Source organism: Phenylobacterium sp. (assembly GCF_965284355.1).
Lineage (GTDB): Bacteria > Pseudomonadota > Alphaproteobacteria > Caulobacterales > Caulobacteraceae > Phenylobacterium.
In genome coordinates, this window is sequence record NZ_OZ260078.1 from 2,675,413 (window position 1) to 2,692,115 (window position 16,703).

Annotated in this window: 14 protein-coding genes and 1 tRNA gene; 11 read left to right on the top strand and 4 right to left on the bottom strand. The window is 68.9% G+C overall.

Going from position 1 to position 16,703, the window contains the following annotated elements:
• Positions 1 to 28: 28 nt before the first annotated feature.
• The gene (locus ACQ66R_RS12995; RefSeq protein ID WP_430422580.1) at positions 29 to 679 is read right to left on the bottom strand and encodes a LolA family protein; all 651 of its coding nucleotides are present in this window, start codon (positions 677 to 679) and stop codon (positions 29 to 31) included.
• Between the two features lie 97 nt (positions 680 to 776).
• Between ACQ66R_RS12995 and ACQ66R_RS13000 the strand changes: the two genes are divergently transcribed.
• Positions 777 to 1,028 (top strand): UvrB/UvrC motif-containing protein, encoded by a 252-nt coding sequence (locus tag ACQ66R_RS13000; RefSeq protein ID WP_430422582.1) that lies wholly within the window; start codon positions 777 to 779, stop codon positions 1,026 to 1,028.
• Positions 1,029 to 1,032: 4 nt separating this feature from the next.
• On the opposite strand, the gene ACQ66R_RS13005 is transcribed toward ACQ66R_RS13000, so the two are convergent.
• Positions 1,033 to 3,402 carry a DNA translocase FtsK gene (locus ACQ66R_RS13005; RefSeq protein WP_430422584.1) on the bottom strand — a complete coding sequence of 790 codons (2,370 nt, stop codon included), beginning with the start codon at positions 3,400 to 3,402 and terminating at the stop codon, positions 1,033 to 1,035.
• 151 nt (positions 3,403 to 3,553) lie between these two features.
• Here ACQ66R_RS13005 and ACQ66R_RS13010 point away from each other — a divergent pair, with 151 nt between their 5' ends.
• The gene (locus ACQ66R_RS13010; RefSeq protein WP_430422586.1) at positions 3,554 to 3,958 is read left to right on the top strand and encodes a hypothetical protein; all 405 of its coding nucleotides are present in this window, start codon (positions 3,554 to 3,556) and stop codon (positions 3,956 to 3,958) included.
• 34 nt (positions 3,959 to 3,992) lie between these two features.
• Here ACQ66R_RS13010 and ACQ66R_RS13015 read toward each other — a convergent pair whose 3' ends face one another.
• Complete coding sequence (locus ACQ66R_RS13015; protein WP_430422588.1) at positions 3,993 to 4,865, bottom strand: dienelactone hydrolase family protein; 873 nt, start codon at positions 4,863 to 4,865, stop codon at positions 3,993 to 3,995.
• Between the two features lie 109 nt (positions 4,866 to 4,974).
• On the opposite strand from ACQ66R_RS13015, the gene ACQ66R_RS13020 reads away from it, so the two are divergent.
• The 3 genes from ACQ66R_RS13020 (at position 4,975) to dnaJ (ending at position 9,003) form a co-directional block, all read left to right on the top strand.
• Entirely contained in the window at positions 4,975 to 5,448 is a 474-nt protein-coding gene (locus ACQ66R_RS13020) for a hypothetical protein (RefSeq protein ID WP_430422590.1), read from the top strand.
• A 207-nt stretch (positions 5,449 to 5,655) separates the two neighbouring features.
• Positions 5,656 to 7,572 carry a molecular chaperone DnaK gene (dnaK, locus tag ACQ66R_RS13025; RefSeq protein ID WP_430422592.1) on the top strand — a complete coding sequence of 639 codons (1,917 nt, stop codon included), beginning with the start codon at positions 5,656 to 5,658 and terminating at the stop codon, positions 7,570 to 7,572.
• A gap of 270 nt (positions 7,573 to 7,842) precedes the next feature.
• A complete protein-coding gene (gene dnaJ, locus ACQ66R_RS13030; protein ID WP_430422594.1) occupies positions 7,843 to 9,003 on the top strand; it encodes a molecular chaperone DnaJ in 1,161 nt (386 codons plus the stop codon).
• 145 nt (positions 9,004 to 9,148) lie between these two features.
• On the opposite strand, the gene ACQ66R_RS13035 is transcribed toward dnaJ, so the two are convergent.
• Positions 9,149 to 11,065 (bottom strand): PQQ-binding-like beta-propeller repeat protein, encoded by a 1,917-nt coding sequence (locus ACQ66R_RS13035; RefSeq protein WP_430422596.1) that lies wholly within the window; start codon positions 11,063 to 11,065, stop codon positions 9,149 to 9,151.
• Between the two features lie 258 nt (positions 11,066 to 11,323).
• Between ACQ66R_RS13035 and ACQ66R_RS13040 the strand changes: the two genes are divergently transcribed.
• From ACQ66R_RS13040 to ACQ66R_RS13065, 6 genes are all read left to right on the top strand, one after another.
• A tRNA-Arg gene (locus ACQ66R_RS13040) sits at positions 11,324 to 11,400 on the top strand.
• A gap of 77 nt (positions 11,401 to 11,477) precedes the next feature.
• Entirely contained in the window at positions 11,478 to 12,194 is a 717-nt protein-coding gene (locus tag ACQ66R_RS13045; RefSeq protein WP_430422598.1) for a dienelactone hydrolase family protein, read from the top strand.
• Positions 12,195 to 12,401: 207 nt separating this feature from the next.
• Positions 12,402 to 14,699, top strand: a complete 2,298-nt coding sequence (locus ACQ66R_RS13050) for a TonB-dependent receptor (protein WP_430422600.1) — start codon at positions 12,402 to 12,404, stop codon at positions 14,697 to 14,699.
• 8 nt (positions 14,700 to 14,707) lie between these two features.
• Positions 14,708 to 15,484, top strand: coding sequence for a HupE/UreJ family protein (locus ACQ66R_RS13055; RefSeq protein ID WP_430422601.1), 777 nt, complete (start codon positions 14,708 to 14,710; stop codon positions 15,482 to 15,484).
• Positions 15,481 to 16,137 carry a hypothetical protein gene (locus ACQ66R_RS13060; RefSeq protein ID WP_430422603.1) on the top strand — a complete coding sequence of 219 codons (657 nt, stop codon included), beginning with the start codon at positions 15,481 to 15,483 and terminating at the stop codon, positions 16,135 to 16,137. Before ACQ66R_RS13055 ends, ACQ66R_RS13060 begins: the two co-directional genes overlap by 4 nt.
• Before the next feature lie 56 nt (positions 16,138 to 16,193).
• Positions 16,194 to 16,700: a hypothetical protein gene (locus tag ACQ66R_RS13065; RefSeq protein WP_430422605.1), complete on the top strand. Its 507-nt coding sequence runs from the start codon at positions 16,194 to 16,196 to the stop codon at positions 16,698 to 16,700.
• Positions 16,701 to 16,703 lie beyond the last annotated feature (3 nt).

The following is a 16,703-nucleotide window of genomic DNA, read 5'->3' on the forward strand; positions in this document are numbered from 1 at the left end:
GTGTTTCGAAAGCCACACCGTGCGGGCGTCAGACTTTTCCGCGGCCGGGGTTCTTCGGGCGGGGGTCCTTCAGGACGAACAGCGACTTGTCGAGGCCGGCGGCGCGCTCCAGGCCCTGGAGCTGCACACGTGTAGGTCGTCCTTGCGCATCAGTAACCGTCCAGCCTGTAAGCGCAAGAGGCGTGTTGCTGAACGTCAATGCGATCTGGCCGGCCGTCTCTCTTTTGGCGTCGCGGGCGGTGATCGTGAAGCCGTCGGCGAGGCGCTGGACCCGACTGATGCTGACGCCGCGGTCGAGGCGGATGGTGCGCGCCAGGAACAGCGACAGCGGCGTCGCGCCCAGCGGGTACTGGTCGAACGTCTTCAGGCGCGTGTCCTGCACTGAAACCACCCCGCCGTCAGACACCACCAGCAGGCCCGATGGCGCGTCATAGGCGAAGCGCGCCTTGCCGGGGCGCTTCATGTAGAGCGCGCCGGTGGTGGCGCGGCCGCGGTGGTCGGTCTGAATGAACCGCCCCTTGGCCTCGGTCAGGCCTTCGAGGTAGGCCACAGCGCGGTCGACCAGGGCCTTGTCGGCGGCGCTCAGCGGCGCCTGCGCAAGCGCAGACGTGACCAGGCCCATCTGGGCGAAGGGCGCGGCGGCGAGGGCGAGGGTAAGGCGGCGTCGGGACAGGGTCATGTGGGCTCCGTAGCTTGCACATACCCTACCGCACGTGAACGGCGGCAATAGGGCTGGGACAGGGCGGGGCAACGCCGAAGCTTCAGGAGACGTTCCGATGTCCATGATCGACGATCTGGAGCGCCGCATGCGCGAAGCCGCCGAAGCCGGCGACTTCGAAACCGCCGCCCTGCTGCGTGATTCCATCGCTCGCATCCGCTCGGGCGAGAGCGGCCTGACCGAGCAGCGGCCGGGGAAGATGGGCCTGGGCTCGAGCCAGGAGCGCTACAAAGGCTCGGGCAAACCGCTCCCGAAGAAGCCCGACCCGATGACCAGCGGGTACAAGCCGGGCGGGCGCCGGTCGAGGTAGAGCGTCAGGGCGCCGCGCTCACCAGGATCTCGCGCTTGCCCGCGTGGTTGGCGGGACCCACCACGCCCTCCTGCTCCATCCGCTCCATCAGTGAAGCGGCGCGGTTGTAGCCGATCTGCAGGCGGCGCTGGATGTAGCTGGTCGAAGCCTTGCCGTCGCGGGTGACCACGGCCACCGCGCGATCATAGAGGTCGTTGCTCTCGTCGCCGCCGCCGAAGCCGCCGTCATCGCCGCCGCCGTCCTCATCATCGCCGCCGGCGGTGACTTCCTCGAGGTAGCTGGGCGTGCCCTGGTCGCGCAGGAACTTGGCCACCGCCTCGACCTCGCCGTCGCTGACGAACGGGCCATGGAGGCGGGTGATGCGGCCGCCGCCGGCCATGTAGAGCATGTCGCCCTGGCCCAGCAGCTGCTCGGCGCCCTGCTCGCCCAGGATGGTGCGGCTGTCGATCTTGGAGGTGACCTGGAAGCTGATCCGGGTCGGGAAGTTGGCCTTGATGGTGCCGGTGATCACGTCCACCGACGGCCGCTGGGTGGCCATGATCAGGTGGATGCCGGCGGCCCGCGCCATCTGGGCCAGCCGCTGCACGGCGCCTTCGATGTCCTTGCCGGCCACCATCATCAGGTCGGCGACCTCGTCGATGATCACGACCAGGTAGGGCATCGGCTCGGGCCGGATCTTCTCGCTCTCGTAGGTGGCGCGGCCGGCTTCATCGAACCCCGTCTGCACCGTGCGTTCAAAGTGCTCGCCCTTGGCCAGCGCCTCGCGGGCGCGCTCGTTGAAGGAGGCGACGTTGCGCACGCCGATCTTCGACATGCGGCGATAGCGGTCCTCCATCTCGCGCACGGTCCACTTGAGCGCGACGATCGCCTTCTTCGGATCGGTGACGACGGGCGCCAGCAGGTGCGGGATGCCGTCGTAGACGCTGAGCTCCAGCATCTTCGGGTCGATCATGATCATCCGGCACTGCTCGGGCGGCAGGCGGTAGAGGATCGACAGTATCATGGCGTTGACCCCCACCGACTTGCCCGAGCCGGTGGTGCCGGCGATCAGCAGGTGGGGCATCTTGGCCAGGTCGGCGATGTAGGGCTCGCCGCCGATGCTTTCGCCCAGGGCCATGGGCAGGGTCTGGCCGCCGCGCTCATATTCTGAGGCCGCCAGCAGGTCGCGCAGGTAGACAGTCTCGCGACGCTGGTTGGGCAGCTCGATCCCGATGGCGTTGCGGCCGGGCACCACCGAGACGCGGGCCGAGGCCACGCTCATGGAGCGCGCAATGTCGTCGGCCAGGGCCACGACCCGCGCCGACTTCACCCCGGCCGCGGGCACCAGCTCGTAGAGAGTGACCACCGGGCCTGGCCGGATCTGGTCCACCTGGCCGCGGACACCGAACTCGGCCAGGACGCTTTCCAGCAGCTGGGCGTTCTGGCGCAGCGCGCCCTCGTCGTACTGGGCCGCCCGGGGCGGCGCCTTGGTCAACATCGCCAGTTCGGGCAGCTGGAAACCGCCCTCCTGGGCGAAGGCGAATGCGCCCTGCTTTTCCTTGGCCTCGCGGGCGCTCTCCTTGGGCGCCGCCTTGGGCGCCTTGACCTGCAGTGTCGGGGCCTCGGCTGAAATGACGGGCGCCGGCGCGGTGGCGGGGGCGTCAGCGTCGAGGGCGGCGTCCGGGATCACCGGATCCGCCGTCTTGCTGCGGCGCGCCACCTTGGGGGCTTTGGGCTCAGGCTTGGCGGCCTTCAGCTTGGGCTTGGGAGCCAGCGCGTGGGTCAGGCCGTCGCCCAGCCCGCGGAAGTCGACCCGGCTCAGGCCCAGCCCGTAGCCAAAGGCGATCACGCCGGCCACGGCGAAGACGGCGCCGGCGATCGGCGTGCCGCTGGGCAGCCGGGCGTATTCGATCAGCCCGGCGAACCCGCTCAGCAGCGCGTCGCCCCAGAAGCCGCCCAGGCCCTTGGCCAGCGGCCAGGCGGCGGGTGTCGGCGCCCAGGCCAGTGCGCCGGCGAGCGCCAGCAGGCCCAGCGTGCCGATGGCGGCCCGCAGGCGCAGGCGGCCGCGGCTCTGATCCGGCTCGGGATCGGCCACGCGCGCCAGGCCGCAGGTCACCACCAGCAGCGCGGCCAGCCCGGCCACGACGCCCAGCGATTGGACCCCGATATCGGCCATCACCGCGCCGGCCCCGCCCAGGGCGTTGGCGGGCGCCGCCGGGCCGGCGGCGTTCAGGCTGGGATCGGCGGCGTTGTAGGTCGCGAAGGCGGCGGCGAGCGCGACACCAAATGCGGCCGTCACACCGCCGCGCAGCCGGGCCGTCGCCGGGTGGTCCCAGGTCAGCCTGGCGATGTGGAGAAACAGTTCCCCACCCGTTTTCCGCGCCACCCGCGCCATACCCAAATCACCTCAAGCCGGTCGAACCCGACATGTCTGGCCCGGGGATCGTTAATCCCGCGTTTACCGTGATTTTTTCCCCGCCCCATCAAGGGCGGGACGTCTTCCTTGCGCCGCGATAGGCGACTAGGTTCCGTCCATGAACTGGTCCATGCCCCGTCCCGTCCTGCAGGTCGTCGCCACCGGCTTGGGCGCGGTGTGGCTGGGCGCCTTCGCCCTCGCGGCCTTCACGGCTCCGCCCCGCGGCAAACTGCCCGGCGAAGGTCCGCAGGCCGCCAGCGCCGCGGTGCTTGAGGCCACTGAGGCCAAGCCGCTGGTGGATGAGCGTCTGAGCGGCGCGCCCGAGCCTGAGGAACTGACCGAGGAAGAGAAGGCCGCGCTGGAAGCCGAGAAAAAGGCCAAGGCCGAGGCGGATGCGCTGGCCAAGGCCGAGGCGGCCAAGGGCGCGCCGGCCGGCCCAGAGGCCCTGGTTCCGGTCGCGCCGCCCGCCGCCGCCAAGGTCGAACCCGCCGCACCGGCGCCTCCGCCGCCGAAGGTGGAAGAGCCGGTGTTCTAAGGAATCCGCTTCCCACTCGGGGGGGGGGGCGGGATCAGACCCCGTTGGCCTTGAAGAAGGCGAGCATCTTGGCCCAGGCGTCGGTCGCGGCCTCCTTGTTGTAGGAGGGGCGATAGTCGGCATGGAAACCGTGCTGGGCGCCGGGATAGACCGTGATGCTGCTGGTCGTCTTTCCGGCCGCCTTCAGCGCCGCCTGCATCTTCTCGACGTCGCTCAGCGGGATGCCGCTGTCCTTCTCGGCATACAGGCCCAGCACGGGCGCCTTGAGCTCGCCCACCAGATCCAGCGGGTTCTTGTTGCTGGCGTCATTGGGCGACATGCCGCCGGACAGGCGGCCGTACCAAGCCACGCCGCACTTGAATTCCGAGAAGCGGGCGACGCCCTCCCACGTCACCGCTCCGCCCCAGCAGTAGCCGGTGATCGCGATGCGCTTGGCGTCGGCGAACTTCTGGGCCTTCAGCCAGCTCAGCGCCGCGGCCACGTCGCCGGTCACCTGGGCGTCGGTCGAGGTGGCCACGATCTTCATGATCGCCGGGAAGTCCGTCATCGTGGACGGATCGCCGGCGCGCACGAAGAAATCCGGGGCGATGGTGACGTAGCCTGCTTTGGCAAGGCGTCGCGCGGTGTCGCGGATGTACTCGTGCAGGCCGAAGATCTCGGAGATCAGGACTACGCAGGGGTGCTTCCCGGCCTTGGCGGGGCGGGCCACGAAGGCCGGGATTTCGCGGTCGGGCGCCTTGATCTGCACGGTCTCGGTCACGAGGCCGGCGTCGTCGGTCTTCACCGGCTGGGCCTCGGCCGACCAGGCCGCCAAGGCATAGCCGCCGGTCAGCGCCAGGGTCAGCCCGCGTCGCGACAGGTGCAGGTCTTGCGGCTGGGTGCCATCGGGGCGGGTCAGGGTGACCATGGGTGGTTTCCTCGGACGTCGGTTGCGGTGATGTTGCGGGCCTCAACCGAAGCACAGCGCCGCTGGACGTCAACCGCCGATGGCCTCCGATCCGCAGAAACCGCGCCGCATGAAGCCCTTGGCGCTGCGATGGCTGACGGTGGGCGAGCAGGCGCTGGTGCGGGAGGTTTTCGGCGCGGGGATCCGGTCGGAACGGGTGCGGATCTTCGCCCAGCCGGTCTTTCCGCGCCCCTTCACGCCGGGCTCGGCGGGGATCGTCTATCCGGTGGCCGAGTCGCTGACCGACTTCTCGCAGGGCGACCTGTCGGATCAGGCCACCTTCGTCCACGAGATGACCCACGTCTGGCAGGCCCAGCACGGCGTCATACTGCCTCTGGCCAAGCTGCGCGCCGGCGACAGCGATGCGGCCTATCGCTACGACCTGGACCGCCAGGCTTTCCCGCAGATGAACATCGAACAGCAGGCCAGCCTGGTGGAGCACCACTTCGTGCTGCAGCGGCGGGATACGCTTTTGACAGGGCGCAAACCGCCCTTCGCCGCCCCGCGCTACGAAGCGCTCAGGGGCTGGTGGTTCACGCCGTGACCGTTTGTCCACACCGGGATTACGGACATTCGCCCTTGCAGCGGGGCCAACTTCTCCCATATCGGCACTCGACTGCTGGGTTCCGCGAACGGAAAGCGGAACTGCAGCGGGACCTTAATCGAACCGGGGCCGTCGCTTTTCCTCGGGCGCTTCTCTAGAAGGCCCACCCGCGGCGTCCGCCAACATGGAGCGAGCAAGACTTAGGCTATGAGCAAGATCATCGGCATTGACCTCGGCACGACCAACTCGTGCGTGGCCATCATGGACGGCAAGACGCCGAAAGTGATCGAGAACGCCGAAGGCGCGCGGACTACGCCTTCGGTCGTGGCTTTCATGGATGACGGCGAAAAGCTGGTGGGCCAGCCCGCCAAGCGCCAGGCCGTCACGAACCCGACCAACACCCTCTTCGCGATCAAGCGCCTTATCGGCCGCAACTTCGCCGACCCTGTCGTGGCGAAGGACAAGGGCATGGTGCCCTATGAGATCGTCAAGGGCGGCAACGGCGACGCCTGGGTTCGCGCCCACGGCAAGGATTACTCGCCCCAGCAGGTCTCGGCCTTCATCCTTCAGAAGATGAAGGAAGCCGCCGAGCAGCACCTCGGCGAGAAGGTCGACAAGGCGGTCATCACCGTTCCGGCCTACTTCAACGACGCCCAGCGCCAGGCCACCAAGGACGCCGGCAAGATCGCCGGCCTGGAAGTCCTGCGCATCATCAACGAGCCGACCGCGGCCGCGCTGGCCTATGGTCTCGAGAAGAACGACGGCAAGAAGATCGTCGTCTACGACCTGGGCGGCGGCACGTTCGACGTCTCGGTGCTCGAGATCGGCGACGGCGTGTTCGAGGTGAAGTCGACGAACGGGGACACGTTCCTGGGCGGCGAAGACTTCGACATGCGCATCGTCGACTACCTGGCCGATGAGTTCAAAAAGGAAAACAGCGTCGATCTGCGCAAGGACAAGCTGGCCCTGCAGCGCCTCAAGGAAGAGGGCGAGAAGGCCAAGAAGGAACTGTCCTTCACCACGCAATACGAAGTGAACCTGCCCTTCATCTCGATGAACGCGTCGGGCCCGCTGCACCTGAACATCAAGCTGTCGCGCGCCAAGCTGGAAGCCCTGGTCGAGGATCTGATCGCCAAGACGGTCGGCCCCTGCGAACAGGCGCTGAAGGACGCCGGCCTGAAGAAGGGCGACATCGACGAGGTGATCCTGGTCGGCGGCATGACCCGCATGCCCAAGGTCGTCGAGACGGTGAAGGCGTTCTTCGGCCGTGAGCCGCACACCGGCGTGAACCCGGACGAGGTCGTGGCGCTGGGCGCCGCGGTCCAGGCCGGCGTGCTGGGCGGCGAGGTGAAGGACGTGCTGCTGCTCGACGTGACCCCGCTGACGCTGGGCATCGAGACGCTGGGCGGCGTGTTCACCCCGCTGATCGAGCGCAACACCACGATCCCGACCAAGCGCAGCCAGACCTTCTCGACCGCCGACGACAACCAGTCGGCCGTGACGATCCGGGTCTTCCAGGGCGAGCGCCCGATGGCGGCCGACAACAAGATGCTGGGCCAGTTCGACCTGGTCGGCATCCCGCCGGCGCCGCGCGGCGTGCCGCAGGTCGAGGTGACCTTCGACATCGACGCCAACGGCATCGTCAACGTCGCGGCGCGCGACAAGGCGACGTCAAAGGAGCAGTCGATCCGCATCCAGGCCAACGGCGGCCTCTCGGACGCGGACATCGAGGCGATGGTCAAGGAAGCCGAGTCCAACAAGGCCGACGACGAAAAGCGGAAGGCTGCGGTCGAAGCCAAGAACCAGGCCGACGCCGTGATCCACTCGTCCGAGAAGGCCCTGGCCGAACACGGCGACAAGGTCTCCGAGGCTGAACGGTCCGCCATCCAGACGGCGCTGGACGACCTGAAGGGGTCGCTGGAGTCGGGCGACGCCGAGACGATCTCGGCCAAGACCCAGACCCTCATCCAGGCTTCGATGAAGCTGGGCGAGGCGATGTACAAGGCTCAGCAGGGCGACGACGGCGCTGCCGACGCTGCCGGGCCTGACGCCGGAAGCTCTTCCGACGACGTCGTTGACGCCGAGTTCGAGGAAGTCGACGGAGACGGCAAGAAGCCCAACTAAGGCGACCTGGCGTGACAACGCGCCCTATGGATTTGGACCGCACCCGATGCGATTCAGGTCCATGGGGACGTCGCCGCCGCCTTCGCGGGACGGAGCGCACCGGGCAAAAGTGGAGTCCGGTTTTGCCGCTGGGTGCGCTCTTTCGCAGGGAATGGACGATCTTCGTCCGAAGATCGTCTGGAGGCCTCCGTCCGCTCGGTGTAAGCCTTGCAGCCGGGCGGGGGCCCACCCACTTCAATCACAACAGATTTTTGAGCGCCTGACGTATTCATGCGGGACTATTACGAGATCCTGGGCGTGGACCGCGGCTGCGATGACAGCGCGCTGAAAGCCGCCTTCCGCAAGATGGCCATGGAGCACCATCCTGACCGCAATGGCGGTTGCGAGGAGGCGTCCGGCCGCTTCAAGGAAGTCAACGAAGCCTATTCGATCCTGTCGGATCCGCAGAAGCGCGCCGCCTACGACCGCTTTGGCCACGCCGGCGTGAACGGCCAGGGCCCCGGCGCGGGCAACGGCCAGTTCCACGACGTGCACGACATCTTCAACGAGGTGTTCGGCGACGTCTTCGGCGACATGTTCGGCGGCCGTGGCGGTCGCCAGCAACGCGGCGGCCCGGCCCGCGGCAACGACCTCCGCTATGACCTGGAGATCACCCTCGAGCAGGCCTACGCCGGCGCCGAGGTCGAGCTCACGGTGCCCGCGACCCTGACCTGCGAGACCTGCGAAGGCTCGGGCGCCAAGCCCGGCACCAGCCCCACGCAATGCACCACCTGCCATGGCGCGGGCCGCGTGCGCGCCAGCCAGGGCTTCTTCTCGATCGAGCGCGCCTGCCCCCGCTGCGGCGGTTCGGGTCGCATGGTCATGGATCCCTGCAGCGATTGCCGGGGCCAGGGCCAGATCCGCAAGAACCGCACGCTGGCGGTCCGCATCCCGGCCGGCGTCGACGACGGCGCGCGCATCCGTCTTGCCGGCGAAGGCGACGCGGGCCAGCGCGGCGGTCCGCGCGGCGACCTCTACATCTTCATCTCGGTGGCCCCGCACGAGCTGTTCGAGCGCGATGGCCTCGACCTGCTCTGCACCGTGCCCGTGCCCATGTGCGCCGCCGCGCTCGGCGGCCAGATCGAGGCGCCCTGCCTGATGGGCGGCGAAAACTGCGACGGCGAGTGCAAGATCGAGGTCCAGGTGCCCGAAGGCGCCCAGACCGGCCGCACCGTGCGCGTGAAGGGCCGCGGCATGCCGTCCCTGCGCGGGCGCGAGCGCGGCGACCTGGTGGTCGAGCTGTTCGTGGAAACGCCCACCAAGCTCACGGCCCGCCAGAAGGAGCTGATGCGCGAGATCGCCGATCTCTGCAGCGAGCAACAGCACCCGAAGGCCGCCGGCTTCATGGGCAAGGCCAAGCGCTTCTGGGGCGCGGCGACAAAGTCGGCGTAACTTCCTCCCCCTGATGGGGAGGGACATATCGCGAAGCGATCAGGGCGAGGGAGTCGCGATCCTCCCCGCCCTCTGAGTCCTGGCCCTTACTCCCTCACCCTGGCGGCATTCGCCGCCTGTCCCTCCCGATAAAAGGGAGGGGTAGTCACCGCTTCGGCCGGAGCGCCACCAGCACGTTCCCCCCGGCCTGGCCGAAGCTGGCGTAGCCCGAGTTCACGAATACCATGCCGTCGCCGGCGAACAGGCCGGCCGCGTCGATCGAGCCGCCGGCCCCGGGGATCTTGTTGACCGGCTGATAGGCCGTGGCCGCGGTGTCGACCATGTGCAGCACCTTGCCGGTGGCCGCCTCGAACACCCATAGCCGCCCGTCCAGCGAGCCCGCCAGCAGCGCCCCGTCGATCACCAGCGGCGCCGCCGAAAGGCCGTGCCGGCCGCCGCAGACCGTGGTGAGCCGGGCCCGGGCGCCTGTGCAGTCCGGCGCAGACCGCCACTGCCAGGCGACCTTGCCGGTGGCTACGTCGACCGCGTGCATGCCGGCGGCGGACTGCTCCTTCGGCACATTGGGGTCGCTGATCGGGGCGAAGACGCGCACGCCATCGGTGGCGATGCCCCAGTGGACGCCGCCCAGGGGCGAGCCCTTGCCGAACTGCTGGCGCCACAGGACCTTGCCCGTGGCCGGGTCCAGCGCCCAGACGTCGCCCGACTTCTGGCCGCCCAGGATGACGTCCTTCCCCATTTTCCCGCGGAAGATCAGCGGCCCGGCGCCGAAGTCGTGGTCGAGCAGCACGCTGCCCTCCGCCGCAAAATAGCAGTTCGGACCCACCGGCCGGCCTTGCGCCGTCGGCGAGCCCACCGGGCAGCTCATGTTCCAGACGTCATTGGCCAGCGCCTGGAAGACCCACTTCTCCTTGCCGGTCGCCAGGTCCATGGCGACGATGGCGTCCGACGTCTTGGTGGCCGGCGGCGAGGTGTTCTCGCCGGTCGAGGCGTAGACGATCCCACGCTTCACATCGACCGACGGCGACGACCACACCGGCGCGCCCGACGGCCCGTACGCCGCGGCGCCCGCGCTGGTCTTGCGGCCCAGCGGCTTGGCGTCTTCCATGGTGTGCCACGTCCACAGCACCTTGCCGTCGCGGGCGTCCACGGCCGCCACCGCGCCATGCCCCTTGCAGCACTCGTAGACCGGTCGCATCGCCGCGCCGACGTCGCTGCCCGAGATCGGCACGATGATCTTGCCGTCGTGGATCAGCGGCGAGCCCGACAGGGGCGCGGTCTTGTCGTGGCGCGGGTCGGCCCGCCACAGGATCTTGCCGGTGGCGGCGTCCAGGGCGATCAGGTTTCCGCTGGCCTCGCCGCCCACCAGGCCCATCGGCCCGCCCTTGCCCAGCTGGCCATACGCCAGGCTGTTCCGCACCTGCGACGGCGTGGGGGTCGCCCACTTCACGCAGCCGGTCTTGGTGTCGAGCGCCACGATGTGCCCGGCCTGTCCGGCGGGGTAGAAGACCGTCGAGCCCACCACCACGCCCGAACCCCGCAGGCCCGAAGTGCGCGGCATGGCGAAGGTCCACGCCACCTCCAGCTTCGCCAGGTCGGCTGTCTTCAGCCCCGCCTGGGCGGCGCTCATCCGGCGGCTGTTGTCGTGATCGACGCCGAAACCGGTCTGGGCGGCCTTGGCCGACAGGTCGACGGTCTTGTCGGCGCAGCGGTTGTCGTCGAGCCAGGCCGTGCCGACCGGCGCCTCGGGCTTGGCCAGATACGCGACCACCGCGCGCAGCTGCTCGCGGTCCAGCCCGTCGCCGACAGGTTTCATCACGCCCGTGGTCAGCGCGGCGCTCAGCGTCTGGGCGCTCATCGTCCGCAGAGAGGCCACAGGCGCGGCCCGACTGCCGGCCTCCGGGGCGTTGTGGCAGGCGGCGCAGAAGGTGTCGTACACCGCCCTGCCGGGATGCGGCGGCTCATCGGGCGCCTGCGCCTGGGCCAGGCCGCCCAGCCCGAAGCCTGTGATGGCCAGGACGGCCACGACCGCGCCGCCGCCCGCCAGCTGCTTCCAGAGACCCATGCGCTTCCCCCGCGACCGTACCGGTCCTTCGACCGTGTTCTGGTGCGGAACCTAACCCTTTCGGGCCCGCGCGCGAATTGCCTTGCTGAAATCCGCCGCGCGCCTTCAGGCGAAGTGGATTCCGGTTCGCCGCCCGGAAGGCGCGCTCTTCCTGTCGAGCGCCGCCCGGGCGCAAAATCGGACCCACTTTTGCTGGCGGCGCTTTGCCGGTTTGCGGCCGGCCGTCCTTTCCGCTAGAGACACCGCTCCGCTGAAGACGCACCCGTAGCTCAGCTGGATAGAGCGTTGCCCTCCGAAGGCAAAGGTCACACGTTCGAATCGTGTCGGGTGCGCCAGCCGGTCTTTCCGGTTTTCATTGATTGACGCGCGCGGCGCTTGGCTAACCTCGTTCCAGCGTCGAGGGGAGTCGCGCATGCCCGGGACGAAGGTCGCCTATTCGGCGGAAGGGATTGAGTTCATCGGCACGGTGTTCGCGCCGCCCGGATCGGGGCCCGCGCCGGGCGTGCTGGTGGCCCATGAGTCGCCCGGCGTCACCGCGCACACGCTGGAGGCGGCGCGCCGGCTGGCCGGATTGGGATTCGTGGCGATGGCGACGGACTACCAGGGCGGCGGTCAGGTGGTGTCCGACCGGGCCGAGATGGGGCGGCGCTTCCAGGCGTTCCTGGCCGACCCCGGCTCGATCCGGGCCCGGATGGAGGCGGCGCTCGAGGCGCTGAAGGCTCAGCCGCGGGTGGATGCGGGTCGGCTCGCGGCGGTGGGCTATTGCTATGGCGGCGCGGCGGCGATCGAGCTGGCGCGCGGCGGGGCCGACCTCAAGGCGGCGGTGGGCTATCACTCGACGCTGACGACCGTCCGGCCGCAGGACGCGACGCAGATCCGTTGCCCGGTGCTGGTCCATATCGGCGCCGACGACCCGGCGGTGCCCGTCGAACAGCGCACCGCCTTCCAGGCCGAAATGACGGCGGCGGGCGTCGACTGGCGGCTGATGCTGTATGGCCGGACCGGCCACAGCTTCACCAATCCCGAGGCCGACGGTTGGGGCATGCCGGGATTCGCCTACTCGGCGGCCGCCGACCGGCGATCGTGGGCGGCGACGCAAGATCTCTTCGCGGAAGTCGGGTTGCTCTAGTTTCTGTTGCCATCGGGCAACAATGTTCGCTCGTCGCGCGACGAGCGGCACGCGCGGCCTGCCCTTGTGACGCTTTTTTGAATACCCCTGCCTCCGAACCAAGCAGCGCAACAAGCTGCGGTTGCGGAAGGAGTCCTCCCTATGACTAACCGGAAGTTCGTGCTCACGGCACGAGCCAGCGCTCTCGCCTTGCTTATCGGCGCTCCCATGCCGGCCTTTGCCGCCGAGGCGGAAACCTCGGTGGAGGAACTGGTCGTCACGGCGCGGAAGCGCGACGAGCAGCTGATCGACGTGCCGTTCTCGGTGGCGGCGCAGAGCGAGTCGGTGATGCGCAATCGCGGCATCACCAACGTCGAGGAGCTGTCGCGCACGGTCGCCAGCTTCACCGTCCAGAACCTGGGCCCCGGCCAGAGCCAGGTCGCCATCCGCGGCATCTCGGCCGGCCAGATCGTCCGCGACCAGCCGGGCGTGAAGGAACAGGTCGGCGTCTATCTCGACGAATCGGTGATATCGCTGTCGCTGTTCACCCCCGACCTCGACCTGTTCGACCTGAACCGCGTCGAAGTGCTTCGCGGCCCGCAGGGCACGCTGTTCGGCTCGGGTTCGCTGTCGGGCACGGTGCGCTACATCACCAACCAGCCTGACCTCGGCGCCTTCCAGGGCGTGGTCGAGGCGACTGGTTCGAAGGTCCAGGGCGGCGATGTGGGCTGGGACCTGAAGGGCTCGATCAACGTGCCCCTCAACGACCAGATGGCGCTGCGCGTCACGGCCTACAACACCCAGTACGCCGGCTTCATCGACGCCGTTCAGCCGACGGGCGTGAAGAGCGACGTCAACGACGGCTACCGTCGCGGCGTCCGCGCGTCGCTGCTGATCCAGCCCACCGAGGACCTGACGATCACGCCCCGCGTGCTCTACCAGAAGATTGACGTGGACGGGTTCAACCGCGTCGACATCTACAACATCCTGGGCAACCAGTTCTCGACCACGCGTCCGCGCGTGCAGCTGGGCGGGCTGAAGCAGTACACCCAGCTGAAGGAGAAGTTCGAGGACGAGTTCTTCCTCGCCGACCTGTCGCTGAACTACGACCTGGACGGGGTGCGCGTCACCTCGATCTCGTCGTTCACCGACCGCGAAGTGCTGGTGCTGCGTGACGCGACGGCCCTGACGGCCTCGATCACGGGCGGCTCCATCGGCCTGCCGCCGGCGGTCTACAACATCGACTCGCCGCTGGCCGACACCACCGACCTGCAGACCTTCACCCAGGAGCTGCGCCTCACCTCGACGGGCGAAGGCCCGCTGCAGTGGGTGGCCGGTGCGTTCTACTCGCACATCGACCGCGACTACGCGCAGGACCTGTTCGTGAACGGCTTCTCGCGGCTCTCGGGCATCCCCTCGGCCAGCGACGTTGCCCCCACCGACCACCTTTACTTCTCGACGGTGCCCTACAAGCAGAAGCAGTTCGCGGTGTTCGGCGAGGCGACTTATTCGGTCGCCGATCGCCTGGACATCACGGCCGGCCTGCGCTGGGCCGACTACAAGGAAAACCGCACGCTCACCTTCGACGGGATCTTCGCCGACAAGACCATTGCGGTCCCCGGCAAGACCAAGGCCGATGCGTGGGCGCCGCGGGTGATCGTGGCCTATGAGGCGACCGACGACATCACCCTGAACGCCCAGGTGTCGAAGGGCTTCCGTCTCGGCGGCATCAACGACCCGCTGAACCGTCCGCTCTGCACGCCCGCCGACTTCGCGACCTTCAACGCGCTGTCGCAGCCCAGCTTCAAGAACGAGACGGTGTGGAACTATGAAGCCGGCGCCAAGGCCCGGTTCGCCGGCGGCGCGGGTTCGCTGACGGTGGCCGGCTTCTATGCCGACATCAAGAATCTGCAGGCCACGATCGACGCGGGCAGCTGCTCGTCGCGGATCATCGCCAACGTGGATTCGGCCAAGTCGGCCGGTTTCGACGCCGAGCTGTCCTACCGCCTGACCGAGAACTTCGACATCTCGGCGGCCGCCTCGTACAACGACGCCAAGCTCACCTCGAGCCTGGTCGACGCCCGCGGCGCGCCGATCCAGGGCCTGCGCGACGGCAACCGCCTGCCAACCGTGCCCAAGTTCCAGGGCTCGATCAGCGTGGGCTACGAGCGTGAGATGGAAAACGGTCTGGAGGCGTTCGCCAACGTGACCGCCCAGCACGTCGGCAAGCGCTACACGCAGGTCTCCGACCAGGAGAACAACCCGCGCACCGTGGCCACCTTCCCGAACCTGGGCGGCCAGACGGCGGCGTCGCTGATCTTCCCGCTGGAGCTGCCGTCGTACGAGATCGTCAACCTGCGCCTCGGCGTCCGGGGCGACGGCTTCGAGGTCGCGGCTTTCGTCAACAACCTGGGCGACGAACGCGCCAAGCTCGCCATCGACCGCGAGCGGGGCCTGCGCGCCCGCTACGGCTTCCTGACCAACGCGCCGCGCACCTACGGCGCGACTCTCCGGAAGGAATTCTAGGACTGCGGATGAGGCGCGGCAGCCTGCCGTCGCGCCTCGCCACGACTTCAAAGCCGCGGTATGCCGGGCCCATGGGGAACGGCGTATCGCGGCTTTCTTGTTTCGGGCTGCCGGCCCTGGTCCTGGCGCTGGCCTGGGCCGGAACGGCTTTGGCCCACAACATCGGCGGGACCGACGCGGCCTTCGTGGCGGCGGCCCATCGGCCCGACCCGATCCCCTTCGCCTACCTCGGCGCCAAGCACATGGTCACCGGCTACGACCACCTGCTGTTCCTGGTAGGTGTGATCTTCTTCCTGTTCCGGCTGCGCCAGATCGCGCTGTACGTCAGCCTGTTCTCGCTGGGCCACTCGATCACGCTGTTGGCCGGGGTGTTCTTCGACCTGCATGTCGATCCGCACCTTGTGGACGCGGTCATCGGCCTGTCCGTCGCCTACAAGGCCTTCGAGAACCTGGGCGGGTTCCGTTCGGTGTTCGGCGTTCAGCCCGACCCGCGCATCGTGGTCCTCGGCTTCGGCCTGATCCACGGCTTTGGGCTGGCCACCAAGCTGCAGGCGCTGAACCTCAATCCCGAGGGGCTGCTGGTGAACCTGGTGGCGTTCAACGTCGGCGTCGAGATCGGGCAGGTGCTGGCGCTGAGCCTGATCCTGGCGGCCATGACGCTGTGGCGGCGGACGCCGGCCTTCGAGCGCACGGCGGCGGGTGCGAACATCCTCCTGATGCTGGCCGGCTTCGTCCTCGCGGGCGAACAGCTGGCCGGCTACCTTTTCGGCGGAGCGGTCTCATGAGCGCGAACAAGCAACCCACCCGCCCGATGGCCAAGGGCCGTCTGATCCTGGCGACTCTGGGAGCCGCCGCCCTCGCGGCGCTGATCGTGCTCGGCGCCATCCTGCCGGCCGAATTCAACCGCGACCCGCTAGGGCTCGGCCAGCTCTCGGGGCTATCGCGGTTGTGGGCCCCAGAGGACCAGAAGGTCGACACGACCGCCGGAGCCGCGCGGGCGCGGGAGTACGACACCCCGTTCCGCGCCGATGTGATCGAGATCCCGCTGGGCGACTTCCTGGCCGGGGCCGACCGGTCCGAGCTCGAGTACAAGGTGCGGATGAAGAAGGACGCCACGCTGATCTACTCGTGGGAGGTGATCGGAACGACCGAACCGCGCGACGTCCATTTCGACCAGCACGGCCACACCACGCCGAAGCCGGGTGAGCCCATGGCGGTCTCGACCTGGAAGCAGGCCTTCGGGTTGAAGCAGCAGGGGGCGCTGACGTCGCCGTTCGACGGCATCCAGGGCTGGCAGTTCTCGAACTCGAGCGAGAAGCCGGTGGTGGTGCGGCTGCGGCTGGCGGGGTTCTACGAGCTGATCCCGGCGGGCCAGCCCGGCAATGAGGCCGGCATCGTCGCCAATGTGCCGGCCGCCCAGGCGCGCCCGGGGCCATGAGCCTGCAATACGTTCGCCGCATTTGCCGCGCCTGATGTCGGGACAAGGAGTTCCGCATGCGTGTTGCTTTCGCCCCCGTCCTCGCCCTTGCCGCCGCGGCACTGATCGCCTCGCCCGCCCTTGCGGCCGATGAGCCCGTCGCGACCGCCTCGCAGACCCCGGCCCCCGCGGCGGCCACCACGTCAGAGCAGATCGACGCCTTCATCCGCAGCTCGCCGGCCGCCTCGGTGGCCGAGCCCGGCGAGGTGAACGGCGTGGTGTCGCGCGACGACCGAAAGGTGCACGGCGAGGTGTCGGTGGGCGTGGGCACGGGCGGCTATCGCAGCGTCTATGTGCGCACCGACATGCCGGTGGGCGAGACGGGGCGTGTCAGCCTGGCGTTCGAGGATACCCGGTATGGCCGCGGCGGCGGGCCTTATGGCCGCCACCCCTCCGCCCACGGGGCGGGCGCGCTCGCAGGTTCGATCGATCGCCAGCGCTGCGACCTGGAAGAGATGAGCGCGGGCCGCCCCCTCGACAGGATCGGCGGGCCCCACGGCCGCTGCGTCGGCCGCGGGCGCTAGGGT

What these genes read in the sequence shown, in the direction of transcription:
- ACQ66R_RS12995 (WP_430422580.1), bottom strand. Translation starts at nt 679, where the DNA reads ATGACCCTGTCCCGACGCCGCCTTACCCTCGCCCTCGCCGCCGCGCCC.
- ACQ66R_RS13000 (WP_430422582.1), top strand. Translation starts at nt 777, where the DNA reads ATGTCCATGATCGACGATCTGGAGCGCCGCATGCGCGAAGCCGCCGAA.
- ACQ66R_RS13005 (WP_430422584.1), bottom strand. Translation starts at nt 3,402, where the DNA reads ATGGCGCGGGTGGCGCGGAAAACGGGTGGGGAACTGTTTCTCCACATC.
- ACQ66R_RS13010 (WP_430422586.1), top strand. Translation starts at nt 3,554, where the DNA reads ATGCCCCGTCCCGTCCTGCAGGTCGTCGCCACCGGCTTGGGCGCGGTG.
- ACQ66R_RS13015 (WP_430422588.1), bottom strand. Translation starts at nt 4,865, where the DNA reads ATGGTCACCCTGACCCGCCCCGATGGCACCCAGCCGCAAGACCTGCAC.
- ACQ66R_RS13020 (WP_430422590.1), top strand. Translation starts at nt 4,975, where the DNA reads ATGAAGCCCTTGGCGCTGCGATGGCTGACGGTGGGCGAGCAGGCGCTG.
- dnaK (WP_430422592.1), top strand. Translation starts at nt 5,656, where the DNA reads ATGAGCAAGATCATCGGCATTGACCTCGGCACGACCAACTCGTGCGTG.
- dnaJ (WP_430422594.1), top strand. Translation starts at nt 7,843, where the DNA reads ATGCGGGACTATTACGAGATCCTGGGCGTGGACCGCGGCTGCGATGAC.
- ACQ66R_RS13035 (WP_430422596.1), bottom strand. Translation starts at nt 11,065, where the DNA reads ATGGGTCTCTGGAAGCAGCTGGCGGGCGGCGGCGCGGTCGTGGCCGTC.
- ACQ66R_RS13045 (WP_430422598.1), top strand. Translation starts at nt 11,478, where the DNA reads ATGCCCGGGACGAAGGTCGCCTATTCGGCGGAAGGGATTGAGTTCATC.
- ACQ66R_RS13050 (WP_430422600.1), top strand. Translation starts at nt 12,402, where the DNA reads ATGCCGGCCTTTGCCGCCGAGGCGGAAACCTCGGTGGAGGAACTGGTC.
- ACQ66R_RS13055 (WP_430422601.1), top strand. Translation starts at nt 14,708, where the DNA reads ATGAGGCGCGGCAGCCTGCCGTCGCGCCTCGCCACGACTTCAAAGCCG.
- ACQ66R_RS13060 (WP_430422603.1), top strand. Translation starts at nt 15,481, where the DNA reads ATGAGCGCGAACAAGCAACCCACCCGCCCGATGGCCAAGGGCCGTCTG.
- ACQ66R_RS13065 (WP_430422605.1), top strand. Translation starts at nt 16,194, where the DNA reads ATGCGTGTTGCTTTCGCCCCCGTCCTCGCCCTTGCCGCCGCGGCACTG.